This window comes from Streptomyces sp. CBMA156, assembly GCF_014596515.1.
In the GTDB taxonomy this organism is placed as follows: Bacteria; Actinomycetota; Actinomycetes; order Streptomycetales; family Streptomycetaceae; genus Kitasatospora.
In genome coordinates this window covers 1-21,140 of record NZ_MSJQ01000116.1, presented here as the reverse complement: position 1 = coordinate 21,140, position 21,140 = coordinate 1, and the positions used below count along the sequence as shown (strand labels likewise).

Below are 21,140 nucleotides of genomic sequence, written 5' to 3'. Positions count from 1 at the left end.
ACCTCGACGGCCTCCCGCAGCTGGGCCCGCAGTTGCTCGGCGTCGCGCGGCGCGGCGAGCCGCAGGCCGGGCACGACCTGGAGGATCGACATGTCCCACATGCCGTTGTGCGAGGCCCCTCGGTCCGGCCGCGTGCCGCCAGGGTCAGCACCCCCGCGAGCGCGACCAGCACCAGCAGCACCGCCACCGGCAGCAGCAGCGAGCGTCGCGATCCCCGAGTCTCCATGGCGGTCGAACCTACCGTGCCGCTCGCCACCGCCATGATCCACACCGGAGCCGAGGGAATCGGCACTCAAGCGACACCGAAAAGACTCCCATTCGTGACAACTTTTTCGAAACCTATCCGTACGCTGGTGCGGTTTGACCAGTCCCTGATCATTGCTTGACCGAGAAGGCCGGCCGCGGACCTCCCGGAACGGGCGGGCGGGCCCGGAGGAGAACGAGGCCCCTTGTGAGCAGCACGGCAGCCAACCCTCCGCGGCAGCACCGCTACCGCCGCCGGGCCGACATGCCGCTGCTCGGAGGCATCCGTCCACCCATCGCACTGCTGCTGGTCCTGCTGCTCGCCGTCGCCGCGATCACCGCCCTGGCCGTCGGCGGACTGCGCGTCGACGACACCCCGCAGGCCGTCCGGGAATCCCACCAGTACGCCGCCGAGGACACCGCCGCCTCGCTGCGCGCCGGACTGCACGAGAGCGCCACCGACCTGCGCCGGGCCGCCACCCGGTACGAGAGCGCCCCCGCCGAGCCCGCCGCGGTGCTGGCCGCGCTCGGCCAGGCGTACCACAAGTGGCGCGGCACGGTGGTGGTCCGCCCCGACACCGGTCGGCTGCTGGCCGCCCGCGGCGAAACCGTCCCGCTGGCCGGACTGGACCTCACCAAGGTCACCGACACCGCGCCCGCCCCCGTCCTGGTGCCCTCCGCCACCGGCACCCGGCTGCTCACCTTCGCGCTGGTCGCCACCAAGGCCGACGGCCGCGCGCTGCTGGTCGCCTCCGACAACCTGCGGCTGCCCGGCATCGCCACCCGCAAGGAACAGACCATCCAGGTCCTCGACGCCTCCGGCGCCGTCCTGGACACCACCGGCGCCGCGCTGGACGCCGAGGCCGACCGCAAGGTGGTCGCCGCCGCCCGCGAGCGCGCCGCCAGGGCACACCCGGTCCCCGGCGAGACGGCCGCCGGCAGCCTGGCCGGCAACGCGGACGACAAGGGCGTGCGCCGGGTCGCCGGCTGGGCCGCCGTCACCAACCCCGACGGACACGACCCGGCCGCCCCGCTCCGCCTCACCGTGGTCTCCACCAGCAACGTCGACGGCAAGCCCGGCAGCCTGCGCCACCCCACCCTCGGCCTGGCCGCCGCCGGCGCCCTGCTCGTCCTCGCCGTGCTGCTCGCCTGGTACCTGAGCCGCAGCCTCCAGCGCCCGCTGCTGCGGCTGTTCCTGGAGTCCCGCCGGCTCACCCGCGGCGAGCGGCTGGAGCAGCCGGTACGGGGCCCGCGGCGCGGCGAGGCGGCCCGGATCGCCCGCGCGCTGGAGGAGCTGCGGAAGCAGCTGCGCGACCCGTCCCGCCGGCCCTCCCCGCCCCCGGCCGCGAAGCGCCGCCCCGGCACCGCGCTGCCGCTCGCGCTCTGCGCCGTCCTGGTGCTCGGCTGGTCGGGCCCCCTGCTGTTCCTCGGCGGCAACGACCCCACCGTACGGGTGCCCACCCAGGTGCTGGCCGCCCAGCGCGACCGCACCGACACCGCCGCCGACCGGATCCGCCAGGCGCTCAACGAGGGCTACGCGGACCTGCGTTCGCTCGCCCCCTCGCTCACCGAGGCCTCCGTCGGCAAGGCCGAGAACCTGCTCCACGCCACCCTCGCCGAGCACGACCGCTACCGCGCGCTCTACGTTCTCGGCGCGAACGGCGAGGTGCTCGCCAGGGCCGGCGAGACCCCGCACCGGACCGGCCCCGAGGCGCTCGGCCAGAGCGGCGTGCTGCTGCTCAACAGCTCCGGCAAGGAGCCCAGGATCGCCGCCAGGGCGGCCCTGGGCGCCGCCCCGGCCGACACCGAGGCGGACGGCGGCACGGAGGGCGGCAAGGAGCCCAAGGGGCCGGCCCTGATCGGGGAGTTCAAGACCGACTTCCTCGGCTCCCTGCTGGTGCGCCCCGGCCTCGGCCGGGTCTGGCTGGTCGACGACCGGCACCGGGTGCTCGCCGCCAACGAGGGCTACAGCTCGTTCGGTGACCTGCCGGACGGCCGGGCCCGCCGGATCCTGGCCGACGCCAAGAAGTCCGCCGAGGCCGACGTGCTGCGCGGCGAGGGCGACCCCGCGCTGCTCGCCGCCGCCCCGCTCGGCGGCAACGGCAGCGTGGCCAGGCTCGGCTGGTCCGTGGTCACCGCCCAGCCGGTGTCCTGGCTGCACCTGGACCAGAACCGGGCCGACCGGCGGGTGGTGCTGGCCGGCATGCTCGGCCTGGCCGCCGCCGCGCTCTGCCTCGGCTGGCTGTACATCGCCGTCGGCCTGCCGCTGCGCCGGCTCGCCGCGAGCGCCGAGGCGCTGGCGGCCGGCGACCGCCGCACCGTGCTCTACCCCGTGCACCACGACGAGGTCGGCGCCGTCGCCCGCAGTCTGGAGCTGATCCGCCAGGAGCTGGTGCGCGCCGAACAGGCCGAGCGCTCCGGCCGCCGCACCCCCGCGACACCCGCCACCGCCACCGCAACCGCCCCCTGAGCCCCCGCCCGAAGGACCTTCCGTGCTCTTCCTCTACGTCGTGCTGCTGGTGTGCTGCACCGTGCTGCTGGTGGCCGGCATCGTCGAGCAGCGCCGGCACTTCGCCGCCCTGGAACAGATCCCGACCCGGGTACTGGTCAACGGCATCCGCGGCAAGAGCTCGATCACTCGGCTGTGCGCGGGCGCGCTGCGCGGCGGCGGGCTGGTGACGGTCGCCAAGACCACCGGCACCGCGGCCCGGTTCATCCACCCGGACGCCACCGAGGAGCCGGTCTACCGCAAGTTCGGCATCGCCAACGTGGTGGAGCAGATCGGCATCGTCCGCCGCGCCGCCACCTACCGGCCGGACGCCCTGGTGATCGAGTGCATGGCCGTCATGCCGGCACTCCAGGAGGTCAACCAGACCAAGCTGATCCAGTCCACGATCGGCGTGCTGTGCAACGTCCGCGAGGACCACCTCGCCGAGATGGGCCCCACCCTGGACGACGTCGCCCGTTCGCTGTCCCGCTCGATGCCGGTCGGCGGGGTGTGCGTGACCGCCGAGCAGGAGCGCGTGCACATCCTGCGCGAGGAGGCGGCCAGGCGGGACTGCCGGCTGATCGTGGTGGACCCCGAGTCGGTCACCGACGAGGAGCTGCGCGGATTCAGCTGGTTCACCTTCAAGGAGAACGTGGCGATCGCCCTCGCCGTCGCCGAACTCCTCGGCGTGGAGCGGCAGACCGCGCTCCAGGGCATGTGGGCGGCCCCACCGGACCCGGGCGTGCTCTCCGTCGAGCGCTACCGGACGGCGGACGGCAAGCGGCTGCGCTTCGCCAATGTCTTCGCCGCCAACGACCCCGAGTCCACGCTGATGAACGTCCGCCAGCTGGAGGACCTCGGCGCGATCCACCGCCCGCTCAGCGTGGTGATCAACTGCCGCCCGGACCGGGTCGAGCGCAACGGCCAGATGGGCCAGATCGTCCCGGACCTCGGCCCGGACACGGTCTTCCTGATCGGCCACCCCACCAAGAGTGCCCGCGACGGCATCCCGTCCGGCTGGCCCGGCCGGGTGGTCGACCTCGGCGGCGACAAGCGCGACCCGGCCCGGCTCACCGCCGAGCTGCTGGCCGAACTCGGGCCCGACTCCTCGCTGGTGGCCGTCGGCAACATCCACGGCCAGGGCGAGCTGTTCCTGGAGGAGCTCGCCGGGCTCGAACCCGACGAGGACGGCGAGGCACCGGAGTTCGCGTACCACGAGCCCGAACCGCTCTTCCCCGAGCCGGACTACGGCGACCCCGGGTACGCCGAACCGGCCCACCTCGAAACCGGCTACGCCGAGCCGGCGTACGTCCCGCCCCCGTACATCCCGCCCCAGTCGGTCGGGCCCGGGTACACCGAGCCCCGGTACGTGGATCCCGGCTACGCCGAGCCCCGCTACGCGGAACCGGGGTACGCCGAGCCCGGGTACGGCCACACCTGGCCGGCCCACGACGCCCCCGCCCACACCGGGCCGGTCTACTACCCCGAACCGGTCCCCGACACCTGGTACGACCCCAACCACCGCACCACCCCCTACGGAGACCAGCAGTGATCCCCACCGAGCTCACTCCCGAGATCGCCGCCATCGGCATCGCGCTCGGCCTGGTCTTCTCGCTGGTCTGCTACCTGACCACCAACCTCTCCCCCGGCGGCATGATCACCCCCGGCTGGCTGGCCCTCACCCTGGTCGAGGACCTCCAGCGGGTGGCCATCGTGATCGGCGTGACCGTGCTGACCTTCCTCGCCACCCGGCTGGTCCAGAAGCTGGTGATCCTCTACGGCAAGCGGCTGTTCGCCGCCGTGGTGCTGATCGGCGTGCTGCTCCAGGCCACCGTGATGCTGGTCCTCCAGCGCGAACTGCCCACCCTGTACGCCAACCAGACGCTCGGCTTCATCGTGCCCGGCCTGATCGCCTACCAGCTGGTCCGCCAGCCCAGGGCGGCCACCCTGATGGCCACCAGCACGGTGACGCTCGCCAACTACGTCGTGCTGACCGCCGGCGTGCTGCTCGGCGCCCTGCCCGGCACCTGACACCCCCGGAAGCCCCCATGCCCGTCACCCGCAAGTCCCTGCTCAGCGGCGGCCTCGCCGTGACCCTGCTGGCCGCCAGCGGCTACCTCACCGTCCAGCTCCGGGACCGCGACCGGCAGCCGTCGGCCGGCAGCAGCGCGCCCCTGATCACCTCCACCGGCCCGGCCCCCGCCGGGACGGCCGCACCGGCCGAGTACCGCTACGAGCGGCTGGCCGGGCCCGACCGCACGGTGGTCAGGGACGCCCGCGGCGGAGTGGTCGCCACGCTGACCGACAGCGCCCGCACCGCCGTCCTGGCCGGCTCCAGCCGCACCTTCGCCGAACCGGGCACCACCACCGCCACCGTGGTGACCGACAGCTGGGTCCGGCTGATGCCCCAGCCGTGGAAGCCGGGCGCCGAGCAGGAGGGCTGGTTCCGCACCTGGTTCCAGCAGTCCCTCGGCTCCACCGCGGACGACGTGCTGGCGGTGGCCACCCAGTACGTCGCCGACGCGCCCGCCGAGAAGGACGCCAAGGGCGTGCGCTTCAAGGGCGACGCCTCCTTCGGCCCACTCAACCCCAACGGTTCGGCCGGCAACGACCTGCGGCTGGAGCAGACCGACTTCTTCGACTACCTCGGTGTTCCGTACACGTTCGCCGACAAGGTCGCCAAGCAGCCCGACAAGACCCGGTACGGCGCCTTCGACTGCTCGGGCTTCGTCCGGATGGTGTACGGCTACCGCTCCGGATACCCGCTGCTCTCCAAGGACGTCGCCGGCCCCGGCCTGCCGCGCACCGCCAACGGCCTGGCCCGGGTCGGCCCCGGCGTCCCGGTGATCCCGCTGACCACCGCGGCCGGTTCGGACACCACCGTGCGCCCCGCCTCGATCGACCCGCTGCAACCCGGTGACCTGGTGTTCTTCGAGATCGACGCGCGCACCGGCGCCCGGCTCGACCACACCGGCATCTACCTGGGCCTGGACACCGACGGCCACCCCCGCTACATCTCCAGCCGGGAGGAGGCGGACGGCCCGACCTTCGGCGACAAGGGCGGCACGTCGCGGCTCGACGACAACGGCATGTACGCGAAGGGGCTGCGCAACGCGAAACGGCTCTGAGCCGCGCGCGGGACGTGCGGGTACGGAAGGCGAGGAACACCGTGCGTGCGGGAACCGGCGACCCGGGTCGACCCGGAAAACACTCGCCGAGCTGTGTTTTCCGGTCAGCCGGGTAACGATCCGGCACGCCGCGGCGGATTTTCTACGCGCGTAGCCGAATCCCGTCTATCCTCGGACCCGTGAACGCTTCTCCTCAGTCGGTCGTCTCCGCCGACCCCTACGCCGCCGCCCAGGTCGCCGCCGAGCGCCTGCGCGAGCTGACCGGTGCCGAGCGGCACGACGTCGCCCTGGTGATGGGCTCCGGCTGGGTGCCGGCCGCCGACGCCCTGGGCGAGACCGTGGCCGAGTTCCCGGTCACCGACCTGCCCGGCTTCCCCGCCCCCGCCGTCGCCGGCCACGCCGGCACGATCCGCTCGGTGAAGATCGGCGACAAGCGCGCCCTGATCTTCCTCGGCCGCAACCACTACTACGAGGGCCACGGCGTGGCCACCGTCGTCCACGGCGTGCGCACCGCCGCCGCGGCCGGCTGCGGCATCATCGTGCTGACCAACGGCTGCGGCGGCCTGCGCCAGGGCTGGACCCCGGGCCAGCCGGTCCTGATCAGCGACCACATCAACCTGACCGGTGACTCGCCGATCGTCGGCGCCAACTTCGTCGACCTCACCGACCTGTACTCCAAGCGCCTGCGCGAGCTGTGCCGCGACATCGACTCGTCCCTGGACGAGGCCGTCTACGTGCAGTTCCGCGGCCCGCACTACGAGACCCCGGCCGAGGTCAACATGGCCCGGGTGATCGGCGGCGAGCTGGTCGGCATGTCCACCACCCTGGAGGCCATCGCGGCCCGCGAGGCCGGCAGCGAGGTGCTCGGCATCTCCCTGGTCACCAACCTGGCCGCCGGCATGACCGGCGAGCCGCTCAACCACGCCGAGGTGCTGGAGGCCGGCAAGGCCTCCGCCGAGCGCATGGGCGAACTGCTGGCGAAGGTCCTTGAGCGGATCTGACGCCCGCCAGGCGCAGAATCATGACTGACGGGGCCCACGGGCGGCGTGATCCGCTGATCACGCCATCCCGTGGGCCCCGTCCGCGTGCGCGACCCCTTTCCTTGCGGAACCCTCCGGTCACAGCGGAACCCTCCCGACCCACAGCGGAACCTCCGGCCCACCCACCGACGCACTTCCCGATGGAGCTGGCATGACGCAGGCACCCACCACCGACCTCCTCGCCCGGGCCCGGACCTGGCTGGCCGAGGACCCCGACCCGCAGACCCGCGAGGAGCTCAGCGCCCTGCTGGCCAGGGCCGAGGCCCCGGAGGTCGAGACCGACGGAAAGCTCGCCTGGGCGGAGCTCGCCGAGCGATTCTCCGACCGGCTCCAGTTCGGCACCGCCGGCCTGCGCGGCGAACTCGGTGCCGGCCCGATGCGGATGAACCGCGCCGTGGTGATCAGGGCCGCGGCCGGCCTGGTCGCGTACGTCAGGCAGCAGGGCCTGGGCGACCTGGTCGTCATCGGCTACGACGCCCGCCACAGGTCGTACGACTTCGCCCGCGACACCGCCGCCGTGGTGGTCGGCGCCGGCCTGCGCGCCGCGCTGCTGCCGCGCCCGCTGCCCACCCCGGTGCTCGCCTTCGCCGTCCGCCACCTGGGCGCGGCCGCCGGCGTCACCGTCACCGCCAGCCACAACCCGCCGCACGACAACGGCTACAAGGTCTACCTGGGCGACGGCTCGCAGATCGTCCCGCCGGCCGACGCCGGGATCGCCGCCGGGATCGACGCGATCGGCTCGCTGGACGAGGTCCCGCGCGCCGAGGAGGGCTGGGAGGTTCTCGGCGAGGAGGTCGTCGAGGCCTACCTGGACAGGGCCGTCTCCATCGTGGACGCGCACGGCCCGCGCGACCTGGAGGTGGTCTACACCCCGATGCACGGCGTCGGCCGCGACACCCTGGTCGCCGCCTTCCGCCGGGCCGGCTTCCCCGCGCCCACCGTGGTCGCCGAGCAGGCCGAGCCCGACCCGGACTTCCCGACCGTGGCCTTCCCCAACCCGGAGGAGCCGGGGGCGATGGACCTCGCCTTCCGCACCGCCGCGTCGGTCGGCCCCGACATCGTGATCGCCAACGACCCGGACGCCGACCGCTGCGCGGTGGCCGTCCCCGCCAACGGCGACGCGGCCGGCGGCGGCAGCGGCGCGGCCGGCTGGAGGATGCTGCGCGGCGACGAGGTCGGCGCGCTGCTCGGCTCGGCCCTGGTCGCGAAGAAGGCCGAGGGCACCTTCGCCACCACCATCGTCTCCGCCACCCTGCTCGGCCGGATCGCCGAGGCCGCGGGCCTGGGCTACGCCGAGACGCTGACCGGCTTCAAGTGGATCTCCCGCGCCGAGGGCCTGCGCTACGGCTACGAGGAGGCGCTCGGCTACTGCGTCGACCCGCAGGGCGTCCGGGACAAGGACGGCATCACCGCCGCCCTGCTGGTCGCCGAACTCGCCGCCACCCTCAAGAAGTCCGGCCGCACCCTGTCCGACCTGCTGGACGACCTGGCGCTGGAGCACGGCCTGCACGCCACCGACCAGCTCTCCGTCCGGGTCCAGGACCTCACGCTGATCGCCGACGCCATGCGGCGCCTGCGCGAGCGGCCGCCGACCGTCCTGGCCGGCCTCCGGGTCACCCGCGCCGACGACCTGTCGGCCGGCTCCGCCGACCTGCCGCCCACCGACGGGCTGCGCTACTACCTGGACGGCGAGGCCGTCCGCTCGGCCCGCATCGTGGTCCGCCCCTCCGGCACCGAGCCCAAGCTCAAGTGCTACCTGGAGGTCGTCCTCCCGGTCGCCTCCGCCGCCGACCTGGCCCCCGCCCGCGACCGCGCCGCCGATCTCCTCGCCGCCGTCAAGCGGGACCTCGCCGAGGCCGCCGGCATCTGATCCCGCCGGTCGCGAATCGTTCCGGCGGCCTCCCGCACGGCACGCCGCCCCGTCGAGCCGATGCTCGACGGGGCGGCGTGGCTCCCGGAAGCCACGGCGTCACGCGGGACTTCGCCGAAGCCGCGCCGCAGTGGCTCAGAAGCCGGTGTCGTAGGTGTAGAGCGCGGAGTGGTCCAGCAGTTGGGCCGGCGTGGTGGTGTTCCAGGGCTTCATCGGCTTGTTGAGGTCGACCACGTTGGCGGTGGGCACCACGGGCAGGTAACCCGAGCCGGGGTTGCGGCGCCGCCACTCCGACCAGAGCTTGTCGATGAAACAGTGGTGCAGCCAGAACGCCGGGTCGTTCGGGGACATCCCGGAGTTCATCTGGCCGCCGATCCACACGTGCGCCCGGTTGTGCAGGTTGGGGCCGCGCCAGCCTTCCATGTTGTTGCGGAAGCCGTCGGAGGAGCTGTTCCACGGTGCGGCGTCGTAGGTGGTCATGGCGAGCACGGTCTCCACCTCGGTCCGGGTCGGCAACGCGGAGACCGAGGCGCCGAGGGTGCGGCGCAGGTAGTCGCGGCTGTCGGGGCGCACGTTCACCGTCCACTTGCCGGTGCCGTACGCGAACGGGCCGGTGACCACCTGGTTGTCGCCGCTGCGGCCGCTGCCGCCCAGGAAGTCGGCGTCCCAGATCGACGAGTTCGCCGCCCGGTCGACGGTCCAGTCCCAGTACGGGAGCGTGACGTTCGGGTCGATGCTCTGCAGGTCCCGCTCGAACTGGAGCAGGAACTGGCGGTGCCAGGGCAGGAAGGACGGGGAGCGGTGGCCGACCCGCTCACCGGTGTCGCTGTCGTTGACGATGAAGTAGTTGTGCGTGTCGACGTAACCGTCGTAGCGGCCGAGCCGCTTGAGCTCCAGTACGGCGTCGACGAAGGCGCGCTTCTCCTGGGCCGTCAGGGTCGCCTGGTTCTTGCGGACTGCCATGGTTTCTCCTCGGTGAGCCAGTGGTCCGAACGTGCGGTGGGCCGGTTCAGGCGACGGAAATCGGCACGAGCGTGGCGCCCTGAAGGTCGTCGACGGCCGCGCGGGCGAGCGCGCGGGGGGTGGCGAAGGTCTGGTAGTGGTTGATGACGCTGATCCAGGTGCCGTCGACGTTGCGCATCATGTGCAGCTCCCGGCCGTCGATCAGCACCGTGTACCCGACACCGGCGCCGTGGTGGCCGGCGTGGGCGGTCGGCCGGCCCTGGATGCGGCGGCCCTGGTAGGACTCGTCGAACCGGTCGTTCTCCCCCAGGTCGGCGGCGGTGGCGGACTTGCTGGTCGGCCCCGCGACCGCGAGCACGCCCGTGCCGACCGCGGCGGTGAGCGCGAGCACCGAGCCCTGGAGCATCCGTCGTCGGGTCAGCTCCGCGGTGCGGCTGATTTCGGACATGGTGAAACCCCCTCCGGCGCCTCGGAGAATCGAGGCGCGCGCATGAAAGAAACGTTTCTACAAGGGGGCGGAATAGCAAACAGTCCCCAAACCCTGACCATGGGGAGTAATTCCATGGTCGATCCGCCCCATGTCCATACTTTCAATGGATGTGCGCAGTCCGTAACGGGAGCATGACGAATACGGAGAAGGTTGGGCACTTTCCGGTCAGTCCACTTGTCGGATGTTCATCATCATCGGCGCGGAAGTTTCACTTTCCAACCGCTCGCGGGCGATCTTTCGAAAGATCTTCCGGAACCGACCCCGCCTCCCCGCAGACATTCCCGCGCGACGCACTCCCGGCGACGCGGCTCACACCCGGAACATGACGGGATGCGGCCCGCCTTCGGTCCGTGGATTCGATCCACCGGCTTGCACGGAGCCCCCGATGCCCGGATTCGTCCCCACCGGCGGCATCGGCCCTCCGCGCCCGAACCGGCCTCGCCCCGGCAGCACTTCGCCCCGCCGGATGCGATCCGGCGGGGCGAAGTGAAGCGGTCAGGGCCCTCGGCCGTCCGACAGCGCCCGGCGCGCGGACGACCCCTCCTGCGCGGCTCAGACGGCGATGGCCGTGATCAGGGCGGCCAGGCCGATCAGGGTGGGGGCGATGATCCACCAGCACCAGCGGACCTCGACCGGGCCGGCGGCGCCGGGGCGGGTGGCGTTGCGCTCGGCCATCTCCTGGAGGACCGCGGTGACCTGGTCGGACCAGGCGCGGGTCGGATCGGGCGAGCCCTGGACGACCGGGTTGGTGCGCTTGGCCAGCCCGAGGCCCAGGCCGGTCCTGGAGGCGTGTTCGGCGGCGCCGGTGCTCATCGCCCGGGTGGCCCGCTTGCGCTGCCGCAGCGACACCGGCACCGCCCAGACCTGGTACTTCTTCCCGCCCGCGAGCAGTTCGACCGAGTACCCCGCGCGCAGCGCGTCCACCGAGGCCCAGGGCGCGACGACGGTCCGCCACGGGTTGCGCACCACCAGCCGGTCGCGACCGGCCGTCACGACCGGGCGCAGCGTGTACGCGATCACCGGGAAGGCGAACACCGGCACCGCCGCCAGCGAGACGTACGGGGTCTTCCCGGTCCCGTTCAGCGCCGCGTCGCCGACCAGCCAGGCCGCGACGGCCAGCAGCAGCACTCCGGAGATCACACCGGGGACAGAGCGGTACACGCGGTCCGCGTACTCGGGCTCCCCGTCGGGGGCGGCCGGGCCCTGGTGGGGCGTGCCGTCGGAATCGGTCATGGCGTCGATTCTGCCCCATGCCCCACACCCTGAGGTCTCGGTCCGGCCACGAATGGCAGGCGCCCTGGCGGCCCACTACGCGCGTAGATATGCTGGTCTGGTGACTATGTCCACTGTTGCAGCCAATGCCCTCGGCGTTGCGGGCAGCGGCCTTCAGGACGTTGCGGCGTCCGAGGCCTCGCTCCGCCGTTTCCTGCACGGCCTGCCCGGCGTCGACCAGGTCGGCCTGGAGGCGCGTGCCGCCACTCTCGGTACCCGCTCGATCAAGACCACGGCGAAGGCGTACGCCATCGACCTGGCGATCTCGATGATCGACCTGACCACGCTGGAAGGCGCGGACACGGTCGGCAAGGTGCGCGCCCTGTGCGCCAAGGGCAGGACCCCCGACCCGACCGACCCGACCACCCCCCGCGTCGCCGCCATCTGCGTCTACCCGGACATGGTCGCCACCGCGAAGGCCGCCCTGGAGGGCACCGGCATCCAGGTCGCCTCGGTGGCCACCGCCTTCCCGGCCGGCCGCGCCGCCCTCCCGGTCAAGCTCGCCGACACCGCCGACGCGGTGGCCGCGGGCGCCGACGAGATCGACATGGTGATCGACCGCGGTGCCTTCCTCTCCGGCCGCTACCTCGACGTCTTCAACGAGATCGTCGCGGTCAAGGAGGCGTGCAAGCGCCCCGACGGCAGCTCCGCCCACCTCAAGGTGATCTTCGAGACCGGTGAGCTCCAGACCTACGACAACGTCCGCCGGGTCTCCTGGCTGGCGATGCTGGCCGGCGCCGACTTCATCAAGACCTCCACCGGCAAGGTCGCCGTCAACGCGACCCCGCCGGTCACCCTGCTGATGCTGGAGGCGGTCCGCGACTTCCGCGCGGCCACCGGCGTCCAGGTCGGCGTCAAGCCCGCCGGCGGCATCCGCACCACCAAGGACGCCATGAAGTACCTGGTGATGGTCAACGAGACCCTCGGCGACGACTGGCTGACCCAGCACTGGTTCCGCTTCGGCGCCTCCAGCCTGCTCAACGACCTGCTGATGCAGCGCCAGAAGCTGGCCACCGGCCGCTACTCCGGCCCCGACTACGTGACGGTGGACTGATCACCATGGCCAAGAAGAAGAACACCGAGGAGCCCGCGGCCAAGCCCGCCGGCGGCCTCTTCGCCTACGCCCCGGCACCGGAGTCCCCCGCGGCCGCCGGCGACATCGCCGGCTCCTACGGCCACTTCATCGGCGGCGAGTTCGTCGACTCCTCCGGCAAGGAGGCCCTGAAGACGGTCAACCCGGCCACCGAGCAGGTGCTCGCCGAGTTCGCCCGGGGCACCGAGGAGGACGTCGACCGCGCGGTCGCCGCCGCCCGCAAGGCCTTCGCCGGCTGGTCGGCGCTGCCCGGCAGCGAGCGCGCCAAGTACCTGTTCCGGATCGCCCGGATCGTCCAGGAGCGCAGCCGCGAGCTGGCCGTGCTGGAGTCGATCGACAACGGCAAGCCGATCCGCGAGACCCGCGACGTCGACCTGCCGCTGGTCGCCGCGCACTTCTTCTACTACGCGGGCTGGGCCGACAAGCTGGACCACGCCGGCTTCGGCCCCGCCCCGAAGCCGCTGGGCGTGGCCGGCCAGGTCATCCCGTGGAACTTCCCGCTGCTGATGCTGGCCTGGAAGATCGCGCCCGCGCTGGCGACCGGCAACACGGTCGTCCTGAAGCCGGCCGAGACCACCCCGCTGACCGCGCTGCGCTTCGCCGAGATCTGCCGCCAGGCCGGTCTGCCGAAGGGCGTCGTCAACATCGTCACCGGCGACGGCCGCACCGGCGCGGCGCTCACCGCGCACACGGACGTCAACAAGGTCGCCTTCACCGGCTCCACCCCGGTCGGCCGGGCCATCGCCAGGCAGCTGGCCGGCACCCGCAAGAAGCTCTCGCTGGAGCTGGGCGGCAAGGCCGCGAACATCGTCTTCGACGACGCGCCGATCGACCAGGCGGTCGAGGGCATCGTCAACGGCATCTTCTTCAACCAGGGCCACGTCTGCTGCGCGGGTTCGCGCCTGCTGGTCCAGGAGTCGGTCCAGGACGAGGTGCTGGACGCCCTGAAGCGCCGGATGGCCACCCTGCGGGTCGGCGACCCGCTGGACAAGAACACCGACATCGGCGCCATCAACTCGGCCGAGCAGCTGGCCAGGATCACCGCCCTGACCGAGGCCGGCGAGGCCGAGGGCGCGGAGCGCTGGTCGCCGGCCTGCGACCTCCCCGGCACCGGCTTCTGGTTCAAGCCGACCCTGTTCACCGGCGTGAGCCAGGCCCACCGGATCGCCCAGGAGGAGATCTTCGGCCCGGTCCTGTCGGTGCTGACCTTCCGCACCCCCGCCGAGGCGGTCGAGAAGGCCAACAACACCCCGTACGGCCTCTCCGCCGGCATCTGGACGGAGAAGGGCTCGCGCATCCTCTGGATGGCGAACCAGCTCAGGGCCGGCGTGGTCTGGGCCAACACCTTCAACAAGTTCGACCCGACCTCGCCGTTCGGCGGCTACAAGGAGTCGGGTTACGGCCGCGAGGGTGGCCGCCACGGTCTGGAGGCCTACCTCGATGTCTGATGTCGCAACGCGTCTTGACGTCCTCAAGACCTACAAGCTGTACGTCGGCGGGAAGTTCCCGCGCTCCGAGAGCGGGCGGGTGTACGAGGTGACGGACTCGAAGGGCGCATGGCTCGCCAACGTCCCGCTGGGCACCCGCAAGGACGCCCGCGACGCCGTCGTGGCCGCCCGCAAGGCGGTCAAGGGCTGGGCCGGCACCACCGCGTACAACCGCGGCCAGGTGCTGTACCGGGTGGCCGAGATGCTCCAGGGCCGGCGCGAGCAGTTCGCCGCCGAGGTGGCCGTCTCCGAGGGCATCGGCCCGAAGAAGGCCGCCGCCCTGGTGGACGCCGCGATCGACCGCTGGGTCTGGTACGCGGGCTGGACCGACAAGGTCGCCCAGATCGCGGGCGGCGCCAACCCGGTCGCCGGGCCGTTCTTCAACCTCTCCACCCCGGAGCCGACCGGCGTGGTCGGGATCGTCGCCCCGCAGGCCGGGTACGGGCACTCGCTGCTCGGCCTGGTCTCGGTGATCGCCCCGGCGATCGCCACCGGCAACACGGTCGTGGTCGCGGCCGCCGCGGACGCCCCGCTGCCCGCGCTGTCGCTGGGCGAGGTGCTGGCCACCTCGGACGTCCCCGGCGGCGTGGTCAACCTCGTCTCGGGCCGGACCGCGGACATCGCCCCCACCCTGGCCTCGCACCAGGACGTCAACGCGCTGGACCTCACCGGGGCGATCGCCACCGACGGCCCCGGCGCGGCGCAGGCGCTGGAAGCCGCCGCTGCGGATACCCTGAAGCGGGTAGTCCGTCCGGAGCTGGACCCGTTCGCCCAGGACTGGACCAATGCGCCCGGTACGGACCGGCTACTCTCGTTCCTGGAGACCAAGACGGTCTGGCACCCGATGGGGATCTGACCTCCGCCGCTCCGCCCGACGGAACGACAGTGCACAACTCCACAGACTGGCCGTCCCCAGTGCCCTCACCCCCCCAGGGCCCGGACGGTCACAGGACGGACCCGCGCCTCTCCCCCCCTGGCGCGGGTCCGTCGGCGTTCCCGGCCGTTGCCGGGCGGCCCCCGTAGGCCTCCCGTCGACTTTCGTCGGCCGTGCCGCCGACTTTCGGCGCTCCCGCGCGCCCGTCCGTCCCGGCCAGAATCGCCGGTGACGGAATCGACCGGGGGGACGATGGGCGAGTTCATCGGCGAGCTGACGGCACTGTTCGCGGACGGCTTCTACCGCAGGTGGCACGTGGTCCGCACGACCCGGCGGCTGGCCGCCGGCCGCCCGGTCCGGGTGCCCTGCTCGGCCCGGTCCGGGCGGCAGCCCGGGTACGTCAACGGCAGCCTGCACATCACGCCGGGCGCCGGCACCGTGGCCCTCGTCGCCCGCGACACCGGCCGGCGCGAACTGCCCGCCGGCGGCACCTTCCACGATCCCGAGCCCGACACCTGGCACAGCCAGGACTGGGCCGCCACCGCCTACCGGCCGCCCGGCGCCGAGGAGCCGGTGTACCTCCAGGTGGACAGCCGCTACCTCCCGATGGTCCACGTCGCCCTCGCCGACCCGCAGGCGCAGTCACAGCCGCCGTCGCCGTCGCCGTCGCCGTAGAAGGCCGGGACCGGCAGGTTTCGGCAACCGGCCGGGATGCGTCAGACTGGTGTCCCGTGAGTGACTCCCCCATGAACCCCGCACCGACCGCGCATGCCCGGGTGATCCTGCTCTCCGGGCCCTCCGGATCGGGGAAGTCCTCGCTGGCCGAGCGCAGCGGTCTGCCGGTGCTCCAGCTCGACGACTTCTACAAGGACGGGGACGACCCGACCCTGCCGCGGTTGCCGGACGGCGCCGTCGACTGGGACTCCCCGCTGGCCTGGCACCGTGACCAGGCCGTCGCCGCCATCCGCGCCCTGCACGAGCACGGCCGCACGGACGTCCCGGTGTACTCGATCCCGGACAACGGCAGGACCGGCACCCGCGGCCTGGAGCTGGACGGGGCCGCCGCGTTCATCGCGGAGGGCATATTCGCCGCCGAGATCACCACCGAGTGCGCCGGCCTCGGCGTGCTCGGCGATGCCCTGTGCCTGCGCAACGGCGCGTTCACCACGGCCTGGCGCCGGCTGCGCCGGGACGTCAGGGAGGGCCGCAAGTCGCTGCCGGTGCTGCTGCGCCGGGGCCTGCGGCTGATGCGGGCCGAGCGGTCCATCGTCGGACGGCAGGTGGCACTCGGCTCGTACGCGTGCGCCGGCCCCGAGGCCGAGCGGCGGATCCGCGCCACGACCGTGGCCACCGAACTCTCCGCGGCCTGACCCCGCGGTCCCGGGCCCCGCTCCGGAGCCGCGCCACGGAGTCACGGTCCGACGCCGCCGTCCGAAGCCGCCAGCCGCGCCCGGTGCGGCTCCAGGGCACGACGAAGGCCCGGTGCGTCTCCCCCGCACCGGGCCCTTCGCCTTCCCTGGACGGTCCTCGGCTCCCCCACGGGCATGCTCCCCCGAGCCGCTGCCCCCGGACCGTGACCGTCCGCTACCCGTCCCCCGACGGGAGTCCTCGTTACGCGACCAGCTCGCCGAACGCCCGGACGGTGTCGCCCGACTTGTTCAGGTGCTCGTCCTCGCGCAGCCGGCGCAGGGCGCGCCAGATGCTGCTCTTGACCGTGCCGACGCTGATCCCCAGCACGTCGGCGATCTCCGGGTCGGTCTTGCCCTCGTAGTACCGCAGCACCAGCATGGTGCGCTGGTTCTCCGGCAGCTTCGCCAGCGCCTGCCAGAGCACGGTGCGCAGCTCGGTGCCGCCCATCGCGTCGGTGTCGCCGGCCGTCTCCGGCAGCTCCTCGGTCGGGTACTCGTTGACCTTGCGGCGCCGCCAGGCGGAGATGTGCAGGTTGGTCATGGTGCGGCGGAGGTACCCGCCGACCGCGGCCTTGTCGGTGATCCGGCCCCAGGCGCGGTAGGTGCTGAAGAGCGCGCTCTGCAGCAGGTCCTCGGCCTCGTAGCGGTCACCGGTCAGGTGGTAGGCCGTGGCGTACAGGGAGGCGCGGCGCTCCCGCACGTACGCGGTGAACTCCGTGATGTGGTCCTCCGCGACGGCCGGGTGCTCCCCCTGCGCGCCTTCCTGTCCGGCCTCGGTGGTGCGGGCCGCGGCGGGGTTCAGCCGCAGCAGCGTCGCACCGGCGGCCTCGCGACCGGCCGGCTCCCCCGAGCCGGCCGTCCGCAGACCGTTCCCCCCGGTCCCCCGGTTCCCCCCCGGGGCGTCCTTGCCCTCGACGCGGACGGGGAGGATCCCCCGCAGCGTGAGGGTGCCTGCGGAGTCGGCCGAACTCCCCAGCCGGCCGATCCCGTACAGCTCCCCCGTCCTGCCGCCGCCGCTCACCCGACGGGCGACAGGGTTTCCACCGGTGCTGTGCGCGCACCCCCGCACGGTCACGGCACCGGAGTTCTCGTCGGTCCTGACCTCGTACCGGGTCCGGGTGGACGTGGCTGACGAACGCGCGGTGCGGACAGCCGGGTTGGTCCGGGTCTGAAGCGTGGCGTTCATCGTGCGCCCCCTGGGTCGGTACGAGCGGTTCCGGTAGCCGCCCTTCAGCCGGCCTTCCGGCCCGCTGTCCTGCGGCGACACGGAAAATCCTGCCCGCCGGTTGTGATGGCGCTGTCCGCCGACTGTCACAGGGGTGTCACAGGAACGGGTCGGAGACCCCGGTCCGCTTCCCTCCGTTCCGGACGCCGGTGGCCCTCCTTCCGGTTCCCGCGGGGAAGGTGATCGGTCCGGGGGGTGATTCACGGCTGCGGGTGGGCCAAAATGGGGCCGTGCCTTTCCTCCTACTGATCGAGGACGACGACGCCATCCGGACCGGCCTCGACCTCGCCCTCACCCGCCAGGGCCACCGCGTGGCCACCGCCGCCTCCGGTGAGGACGGTCTGAGGCTCTTCAAGGAGCAGCGGCCCGACCTGATCGTGCTGGACGTGATGTTGCCCGGGATCGACGGTTTCGAGGTGTGCCGCCGGATCCGCCGCACCGACCAGCTGCCGATCATCCTGCTCACCGCCCGCTCCGACGACATCGACGTGGTGGTGGGTCTGGAGTCCGGCGCGGACGACTACGTGGTGAAGCCGGTCCAGCCACGCGTGCTGGATGCCAGGATCCGGGCCGTGCTGCGCCGCGGCGAGCGGGAGAGCTCGGACTCCTCCGCGTACGGCAGCGTGGTGATCGACCGGGCGGCGATGACCGTCACCAAGGACGGGCTGGACCTCCAGCTCACCCCGACCGAACTGCGGCTGCTGCTGGAGCTCAGCCGCCGCCCGGGGCAGGCGCTCTCCCGCCAGCAGCTGCTGCGGCTGGTCTGGGAGCACGACTACCTCGGCGACTCCCGTCTGGTGGACGCGTGCGTGCAGCGGCTGCGGGCCAAGGTCGAGGACGTGCCGTCCGCGCCGACGCTGATCCGCACCGTCCGGGGGGTGGGCTACCGGCTGGATCCGCCGGCGTGACCAGGAACGCTTCCGACCAGCCCCGCCCGCCCTCTGAACTCCCGTACCACGACAGGCTCCTGTGACTGACCATCAGACGACTGCCCGGCGGTTCCCGACCGGCCGGTGGCGTCGGCTGCGCTCCCTGCGGGTGCGGCTGATCGCGGTGTTCGCGGCCGTCGCGCTGCTCGCCGCCGTCTCGGCCTCCGGCATCGCGTACTGGCTGAACCGGGACGCGGTGCTCAAGCGCGCCCAGGACACGGCGCTGAACGACTTCCGGGTCTCGCTCACCCGCAACGTCTCCCAGCTGCCGCTGAACGCGAGCTGCCCGGAGCTGGCCGGGCTGGCGTCCACCGTGGCCAGCTCCGGCCTGACGTACGACGTGGTGGTGGTCGACCCGGCCCACCCGGAGTGCACGGCGTCCTCCGACCCCGCGAACTTCACCCTGGCCGACGTCCCGGCCCCGTTGCAGACCGCCGTCGCCAAGCCGCGCGAGCTCAACGAGAACAACCCGTACCCGTACCACCTGTACTGGCAGCGGCAGAACCTGGAGGGCCGGCCGTTCGTGATCGGCGGCACCAAGGTGGTGCCGAGCGGTCCGACGGCGTACATGTTCAAGTCGCTGGAGAACGAGCGGGCCGACCTCAACACCCTGGGCTGGTCGCTGGCCATCGCCACCCTGCTCGCGCTGATCGGCTCGGCGCTGCTGGCCCAGGCCGCCTCGGCCACCGTGCTGCGGCCGGTCAAGCGGCTCGGGGACGCCGCCCGGCGGCTCGGCGAAGGGCGCCTCGACACCCGCCTGGAGGTCGAGGGCTCGGACGAACTCGCCGACCTGGCGCGGACGTTCAACCGGGCCGCGGAGTCGCTGCACGAGCAGGTCGAGGAGCTGAGCGCGCGCGAGGCGCAGAGCCGGCGGTTCGTCGCCGACATGTCGCACGAGCTGCGCACCCCGCTGACCGCGATGACCGCCGTCACCGACATCCTGGAGGACGAGGCCGAGTCGCTGGACCCGATGATCGAGCCGGCCGTCCGGCTCGTGGTCAGCGAGACCAGGCGGCTGTCCGACCTCGTGGAGAACCTGATGGAGGTGACCCGCTTCGACGCCGGCACCGCCAGGCTGGTCGCCGACGAGGTGGACATCGCCGACCTGATCATGTCCTGCATCGACGGCCGGGCCTGGTACGACGCGGTCGAACTGGACGCCCCGCGCGGCATCCTGGCCGTGGTCGACCCGCGCCGGCTCGACGTGGTCTTCGCCAACCTGATCGGCAACGCGCTGAAGCACGGCGGCTCGCCGGTGCGGGTCGGGGTCCGGCAGGACGGGGACTCGGTCGTGGTCGAGGTCTCCGACAGCGGCCCCGGCATCCCCGAGGACGTGCTGCCGCACGTCTTCGACCGCTTCTACAAGGCCGACCGGGGGCGGGCGCGCTCGGAGGGCAGCGGCCTCGGGCTGTCGATCGCGATGGCCAACGCGCAGATACACGGGGGGACGATCACGGCGGCGAACGGGGAGGCCGGCGCGGTGTTCACCCTGACCCTGCCGCTGGCCCCGCCCCCTCCGCCGTCCGCGGGCGAGGCCGGGGGCGGCCCCGCCGGCGACGCCGCCGAGGACAAGGACGCCACGTGACCACCCCCACCAGCACCCCCACCAGCACCCCCCGCACCGACCCGGCCGCCACCCGCACCGCCCTGCGGCGCGGCGCCGGCGTGCTGCTGCTGCTCGCGCTGGCCTCCGGCTGCGGCATCCGGCCGACCGCCGTACCGGTCGACGCCGGCGCGCCCGCCAGCCGGACGGCCTGCCCGACCACCCCGCACATACCGGCGGCCCTGGTCACCCCGCCGGGCCCGGCCCCGACCGTGACCCAGGCCCGCGGCGCCAAGGCCGCCGCGAGCCCGAGCCCGTCGCCCAGCCCGGTGCCGCCGGGCAGCCCGCCACCGGACAACGTGTTCGGCGCGGTGCCGACGTCCTCGCCCTGCAAGTAGCCGTCCGGAGGGGGCGGGAACCGCCCTGACGGGGCGCGTTCGGAATGTTCACGCCCGGTGTGGAACCGACGTGCCGTCGGCTCACGTCCTTCCCCCCGTGCAGCGAGATGGCACCAGGACACGCGACGAGCGTTCCGGCGCGGGGACCGACAGAAGCCCGGCGGCGGCCGCCCACCGTCCCCTCCGAGCGGCCGGGCTGGCAGGTCTCACCGGCCACCTGGCACTGGTGCTCTGGCTGGTGCTGAGACCGATTCCGGTGACCTGGGTGTACGACGCCAACCTGACGCCGCTCGCCTCGCTCCGCTCCTCGACCGGCTGGCAGGTGGTCGGCGAACTCCTGCTGCTGGCCCCGCTCGGAGTCCTGCTCCCGCTGGCCGGCGGCCGGCTCCGGGCCCGCTGGCTGCCGTCCTTCCTGCGCACCACCGGCGCGTCCGCGCTGCTGGCGACCGGGCTGGAGTTCCTCTCCTCCTGGGCACCGGGGCACGTCCTCAACGTGGACCACATCCTGCTCGCCGTCGTCGGCGTGGCCGTCGTCCACCTCGCGCTCGTCCCCGGACTGCGGCACCTGCTGCGGGACCGGCGGCCGCGGACGCCCCGGCTGACGGTGCTCTCCGTGCCACCGGGGCCGGCCGTCACCCCGGTCGCCGCCGCCCTCCGGCCGGCCGGAGGGTCCGCGGGCCGGCGGAGG

19 protein-coding genes and 1 pseudogene are annotated in these 21,140 nt (G+C 73.1%); 15 read left to right on the top strand and 5 right to left on the bottom strand.

All coding sequences use genetic code 11. From position 1 onward, the window contains the following. A pseudogene (locus BU198_RS44215) lies at positions 1 to 122 on the bottom strand (hypothetical protein); the annotation flags it as partial. Between the two features lie 329 nt (positions 123 to 451). On the opposite strand from BU198_RS44215, the gene BU198_RS09795 reads away from it, so the two are divergent. The 6 genes from BU198_RS09795 to BU198_RS09770 all read left to right on the top strand — a co-directional run bounded on the left by BU198_RS09795 (position 452) and on the right by BU198_RS09770 (position 8,769). Next, a complete protein-coding gene (locus BU198_RS09795) occupies positions 452 to 2,713 on the top strand; it encodes a HAMP domain-containing protein (protein ID WP_188296443.1) in 2,262 nt (753 codons plus the stop codon). Between the two features lie 22 nt (positions 2,714 to 2,735). Next, positions 2,736 to 4,283: a poly-gamma-glutamate synthase PgsB gene (gene pgsB / locus BU198_RS09790; RefSeq protein ID WP_317620046.1), complete on the top strand. Its 1,548-nt coding sequence runs from the start codon at positions 2,736 to 2,738 to the stop codon at positions 4,281 to 4,283. Continuing rightward, the gene (locus BU198_RS09785) at positions 4,280 to 4,762 is read left to right on the top strand and encodes a poly-gamma-glutamate biosynthesis protein PgsC/CapC (protein WP_188296442.1); all 483 of its coding nucleotides are present in this window, start codon (positions 4,280 to 4,282) and stop codon (positions 4,760 to 4,762) included. Before pgsB ends, BU198_RS09785 begins: the two co-directional genes overlap by 4 nt. A 17-nt stretch (positions 4,763 to 4,779) precedes the next feature. Next, positions 4,780 to 5,859 (top strand): C40 family peptidase, encoded by a 1,080-nt coding sequence (locus BU198_RS09780; protein ID WP_188296441.1) that lies wholly within the window; start codon positions 4,780 to 4,782, stop codon positions 5,857 to 5,859. 179 nt (positions 5,860 to 6,038) lie between these two features. Then, positions 6,039 to 6,860 (top strand): purine-nucleoside phosphorylase, encoded by an 822-nt coding sequence (locus BU198_RS09775; protein WP_188296440.1) that lies wholly within the window; start codon positions 6,039 to 6,041, stop codon positions 6,858 to 6,860. A gap of 190 nt (positions 6,861 to 7,050) precedes the next feature. Further along, positions 7,051 to 8,769: a phospho-sugar mutase gene (locus BU198_RS09770; RefSeq protein WP_188296439.1), complete on the top strand. Its 1,719-nt coding sequence runs from the start codon at positions 7,051 to 7,053 to the stop codon at positions 8,767 to 8,769. 135 nt (positions 8,770 to 8,904) lie between these two features. On the opposite strand, the gene melC2 is transcribed toward BU198_RS09770, so the two are convergent. The 3 genes from melC2 to BU198_RS09755 all read right to left on the bottom strand — a co-directional run bounded on the left by melC2 (position 8,905) and on the right by BU198_RS09755 (position 11,455). Next, positions 8,905 to 9,732, bottom strand: a complete 828-nt coding sequence (gene melC2, locus BU198_RS09765) for a tyrosinase MelC2 (protein WP_188296438.1) — start codon at positions 9,730 to 9,732, stop codon at positions 8,905 to 8,907. Between the two features lie 46 nt (positions 9,733 to 9,778). After that, complete coding sequence (gene melC1, locus BU198_RS09760) at positions 9,779 to 10,180, bottom strand: apotyrosinase chaperone MelC1 (protein ID WP_223244174.1); 402 nt, start codon at positions 10,178 to 10,180, stop codon at positions 9,779 to 9,781. 594 nt (positions 10,181 to 10,774) lie between these two features. Beyond that, positions 10,775 to 11,455 (bottom strand): PH domain-containing protein, encoded by a 681-nt coding sequence (locus BU198_RS09755; protein WP_188296437.1) that lies wholly within the window; start codon positions 11,453 to 11,455, stop codon positions 10,775 to 10,777. Positions 11,456 to 11,561: 106 nt separating this feature from the next. Here BU198_RS09755 and deoC point away from each other — a divergent pair, with 106 nt between their 5' ends. The 5 genes from deoC (at position 11,562) to BU198_RS09730 (ending at position 16,318) form a co-directional block, all read left to right on the top strand. Continuing rightward, on the top strand, positions 11,562 to 12,548 hold the full coding sequence (gene deoC, locus BU198_RS09750; protein WP_188296436.1) for a deoxyribose-phosphate aldolase: 987 nt from the start codon (positions 11,562 to 11,564) through the stop codon (positions 12,546 to 12,548). 5 nt (positions 12,549 to 12,553) lie between these two features. Next, entirely contained in the window at positions 12,554 to 14,035 is a 1,482-nt protein-coding gene (locus BU198_RS09745; protein WP_188296435.1) for an aldehyde dehydrogenase family protein, read from the top strand. Then, positions 14,028 to 14,930 carry an aldehyde dehydrogenase family protein gene (locus BU198_RS09740; RefSeq protein WP_188296434.1) on the top strand — a complete coding sequence of 301 codons (903 nt, stop codon included), beginning with the start codon at positions 14,028 to 14,030 and terminating at the stop codon, positions 14,928 to 14,930. Before BU198_RS09745 ends, BU198_RS09740 begins: the two co-directional genes overlap by 8 nt. A gap of 246 nt (positions 14,931 to 15,176) precedes the next feature. After that, positions 15,177 to 15,623: a hypothetical protein gene (locus BU198_RS09735; protein WP_188296433.1), complete on the top strand. Its 447-nt coding sequence runs from the start codon at positions 15,177 to 15,179 to the stop codon at positions 15,621 to 15,623. 56 nt (positions 15,624 to 15,679) lie between these two features. Next, a complete protein-coding gene (locus BU198_RS09730) occupies positions 15,680 to 16,318 on the top strand; it encodes an ATP-binding protein (RefSeq protein WP_411293169.1) in 639 nt (212 codons plus the stop codon). Positions 16,319 to 16,559: 241 nt separating this feature from the next. On the opposite strand, the gene BU198_RS09725 is transcribed toward BU198_RS09730, so the two are convergent. Continuing rightward, a complete protein-coding gene (locus tag BU198_RS09725; RefSeq protein ID WP_188296444.1) occupies positions 16,560 to 17,222 on the bottom strand; it encodes a SigE family RNA polymerase sigma factor in 663 nt (220 codons plus the stop codon). Between the two features lie 590 nt (positions 17,223 to 17,812). Here BU198_RS09725 and BU198_RS09720 point away from each other — a divergent pair. The 4 genes from BU198_RS09720 to BU198_RS09705 all read left to right on the top strand — a co-directional run. Continuing rightward, a complete protein-coding gene (locus BU198_RS09720) occupies positions 17,813 to 18,490 on the top strand; it encodes a response regulator (protein WP_188296432.1) in 678 nt (225 codons plus the stop codon). Positions 18,491 to 18,551: 61 nt separating this feature from the next. Next, positions 18,552 to 20,096: an ATP-binding protein gene (locus tag BU198_RS09715; protein ID WP_188296431.1), complete on the top strand. Its 1,545-nt coding sequence runs from the start codon at positions 18,552 to 18,554 to the stop codon at positions 20,094 to 20,096. After that, positions 20,093 to 20,452: a hypothetical protein gene (locus BU198_RS09710; protein WP_188296430.1), complete on the top strand. Its 360-nt coding sequence runs from the start codon at positions 20,093 to 20,095 to the stop codon at positions 20,450 to 20,452. The genes BU198_RS09715 and BU198_RS09710 overlap by 4 nt, the downstream gene beginning before the upstream one ends. 256 nt (positions 20,453 to 20,708) lie before the next feature. Beyond that, the coding region (locus BU198_RS09705) for a VanZ family protein (protein ID WP_411293168.1) at positions 20,709 to 21,140 on the top strand (432 nt) is incomplete at its 3' end.

Excerpts from the sequence above, each read along its gene's own strand:
- BU198_RS09780 (WP_188296441.1), top strand. The coding sequence starts at position 4,780 with ATGCCCGTCACCCGCAAGTCCCTGCTCAGCGGCGGCCTCGCCGTGACC.
- BU198_RS09770 (WP_188296439.1), top strand. The coding sequence starts at position 7,051 with ATGACGCAGGCACCCACCACCGACCTCCTCGCCCGGGCCCGGACCTGG.
- melC2 (WP_188296438.1), bottom strand. The coding sequence starts at position 9,732 with ATGGCAGTCCGCAAGAACCAGGCGACCCTGACGGCCCAGGAGAAGCGC.
- melC1 (WP_223244174.1), bottom strand. The coding sequence starts at position 10,180 with ATGTCCGAAATCAGCCGCACCGCGGAGCTGACCCGACGACGGATGCTC.
- BU198_RS09755 (WP_188296437.1), bottom strand. The coding sequence starts at position 11,455 with ATGACCGATTCCGACGGCACGCCCCACCAGGGCCCGGCCGCCCCCGAC.
- deoC (WP_188296436.1), top strand. The coding sequence starts at position 11,562 with ATGTCCACTGTTGCAGCCAATGCCCTCGGCGTTGCGGGCAGCGGCCTT.
- BU198_RS09745 (WP_188296435.1), top strand. The coding sequence starts at position 12,554 with ATGGCCAAGAAGAAGAACACCGAGGAGCCCGCGGCCAAGCCCGCCGGC.
- BU198_RS09740 (WP_188296434.1), top strand. The coding sequence starts at position 14,028 with ATGTCTGATGTCGCAACGCGTCTTGACGTCCTCAAGACCTACAAGCTG.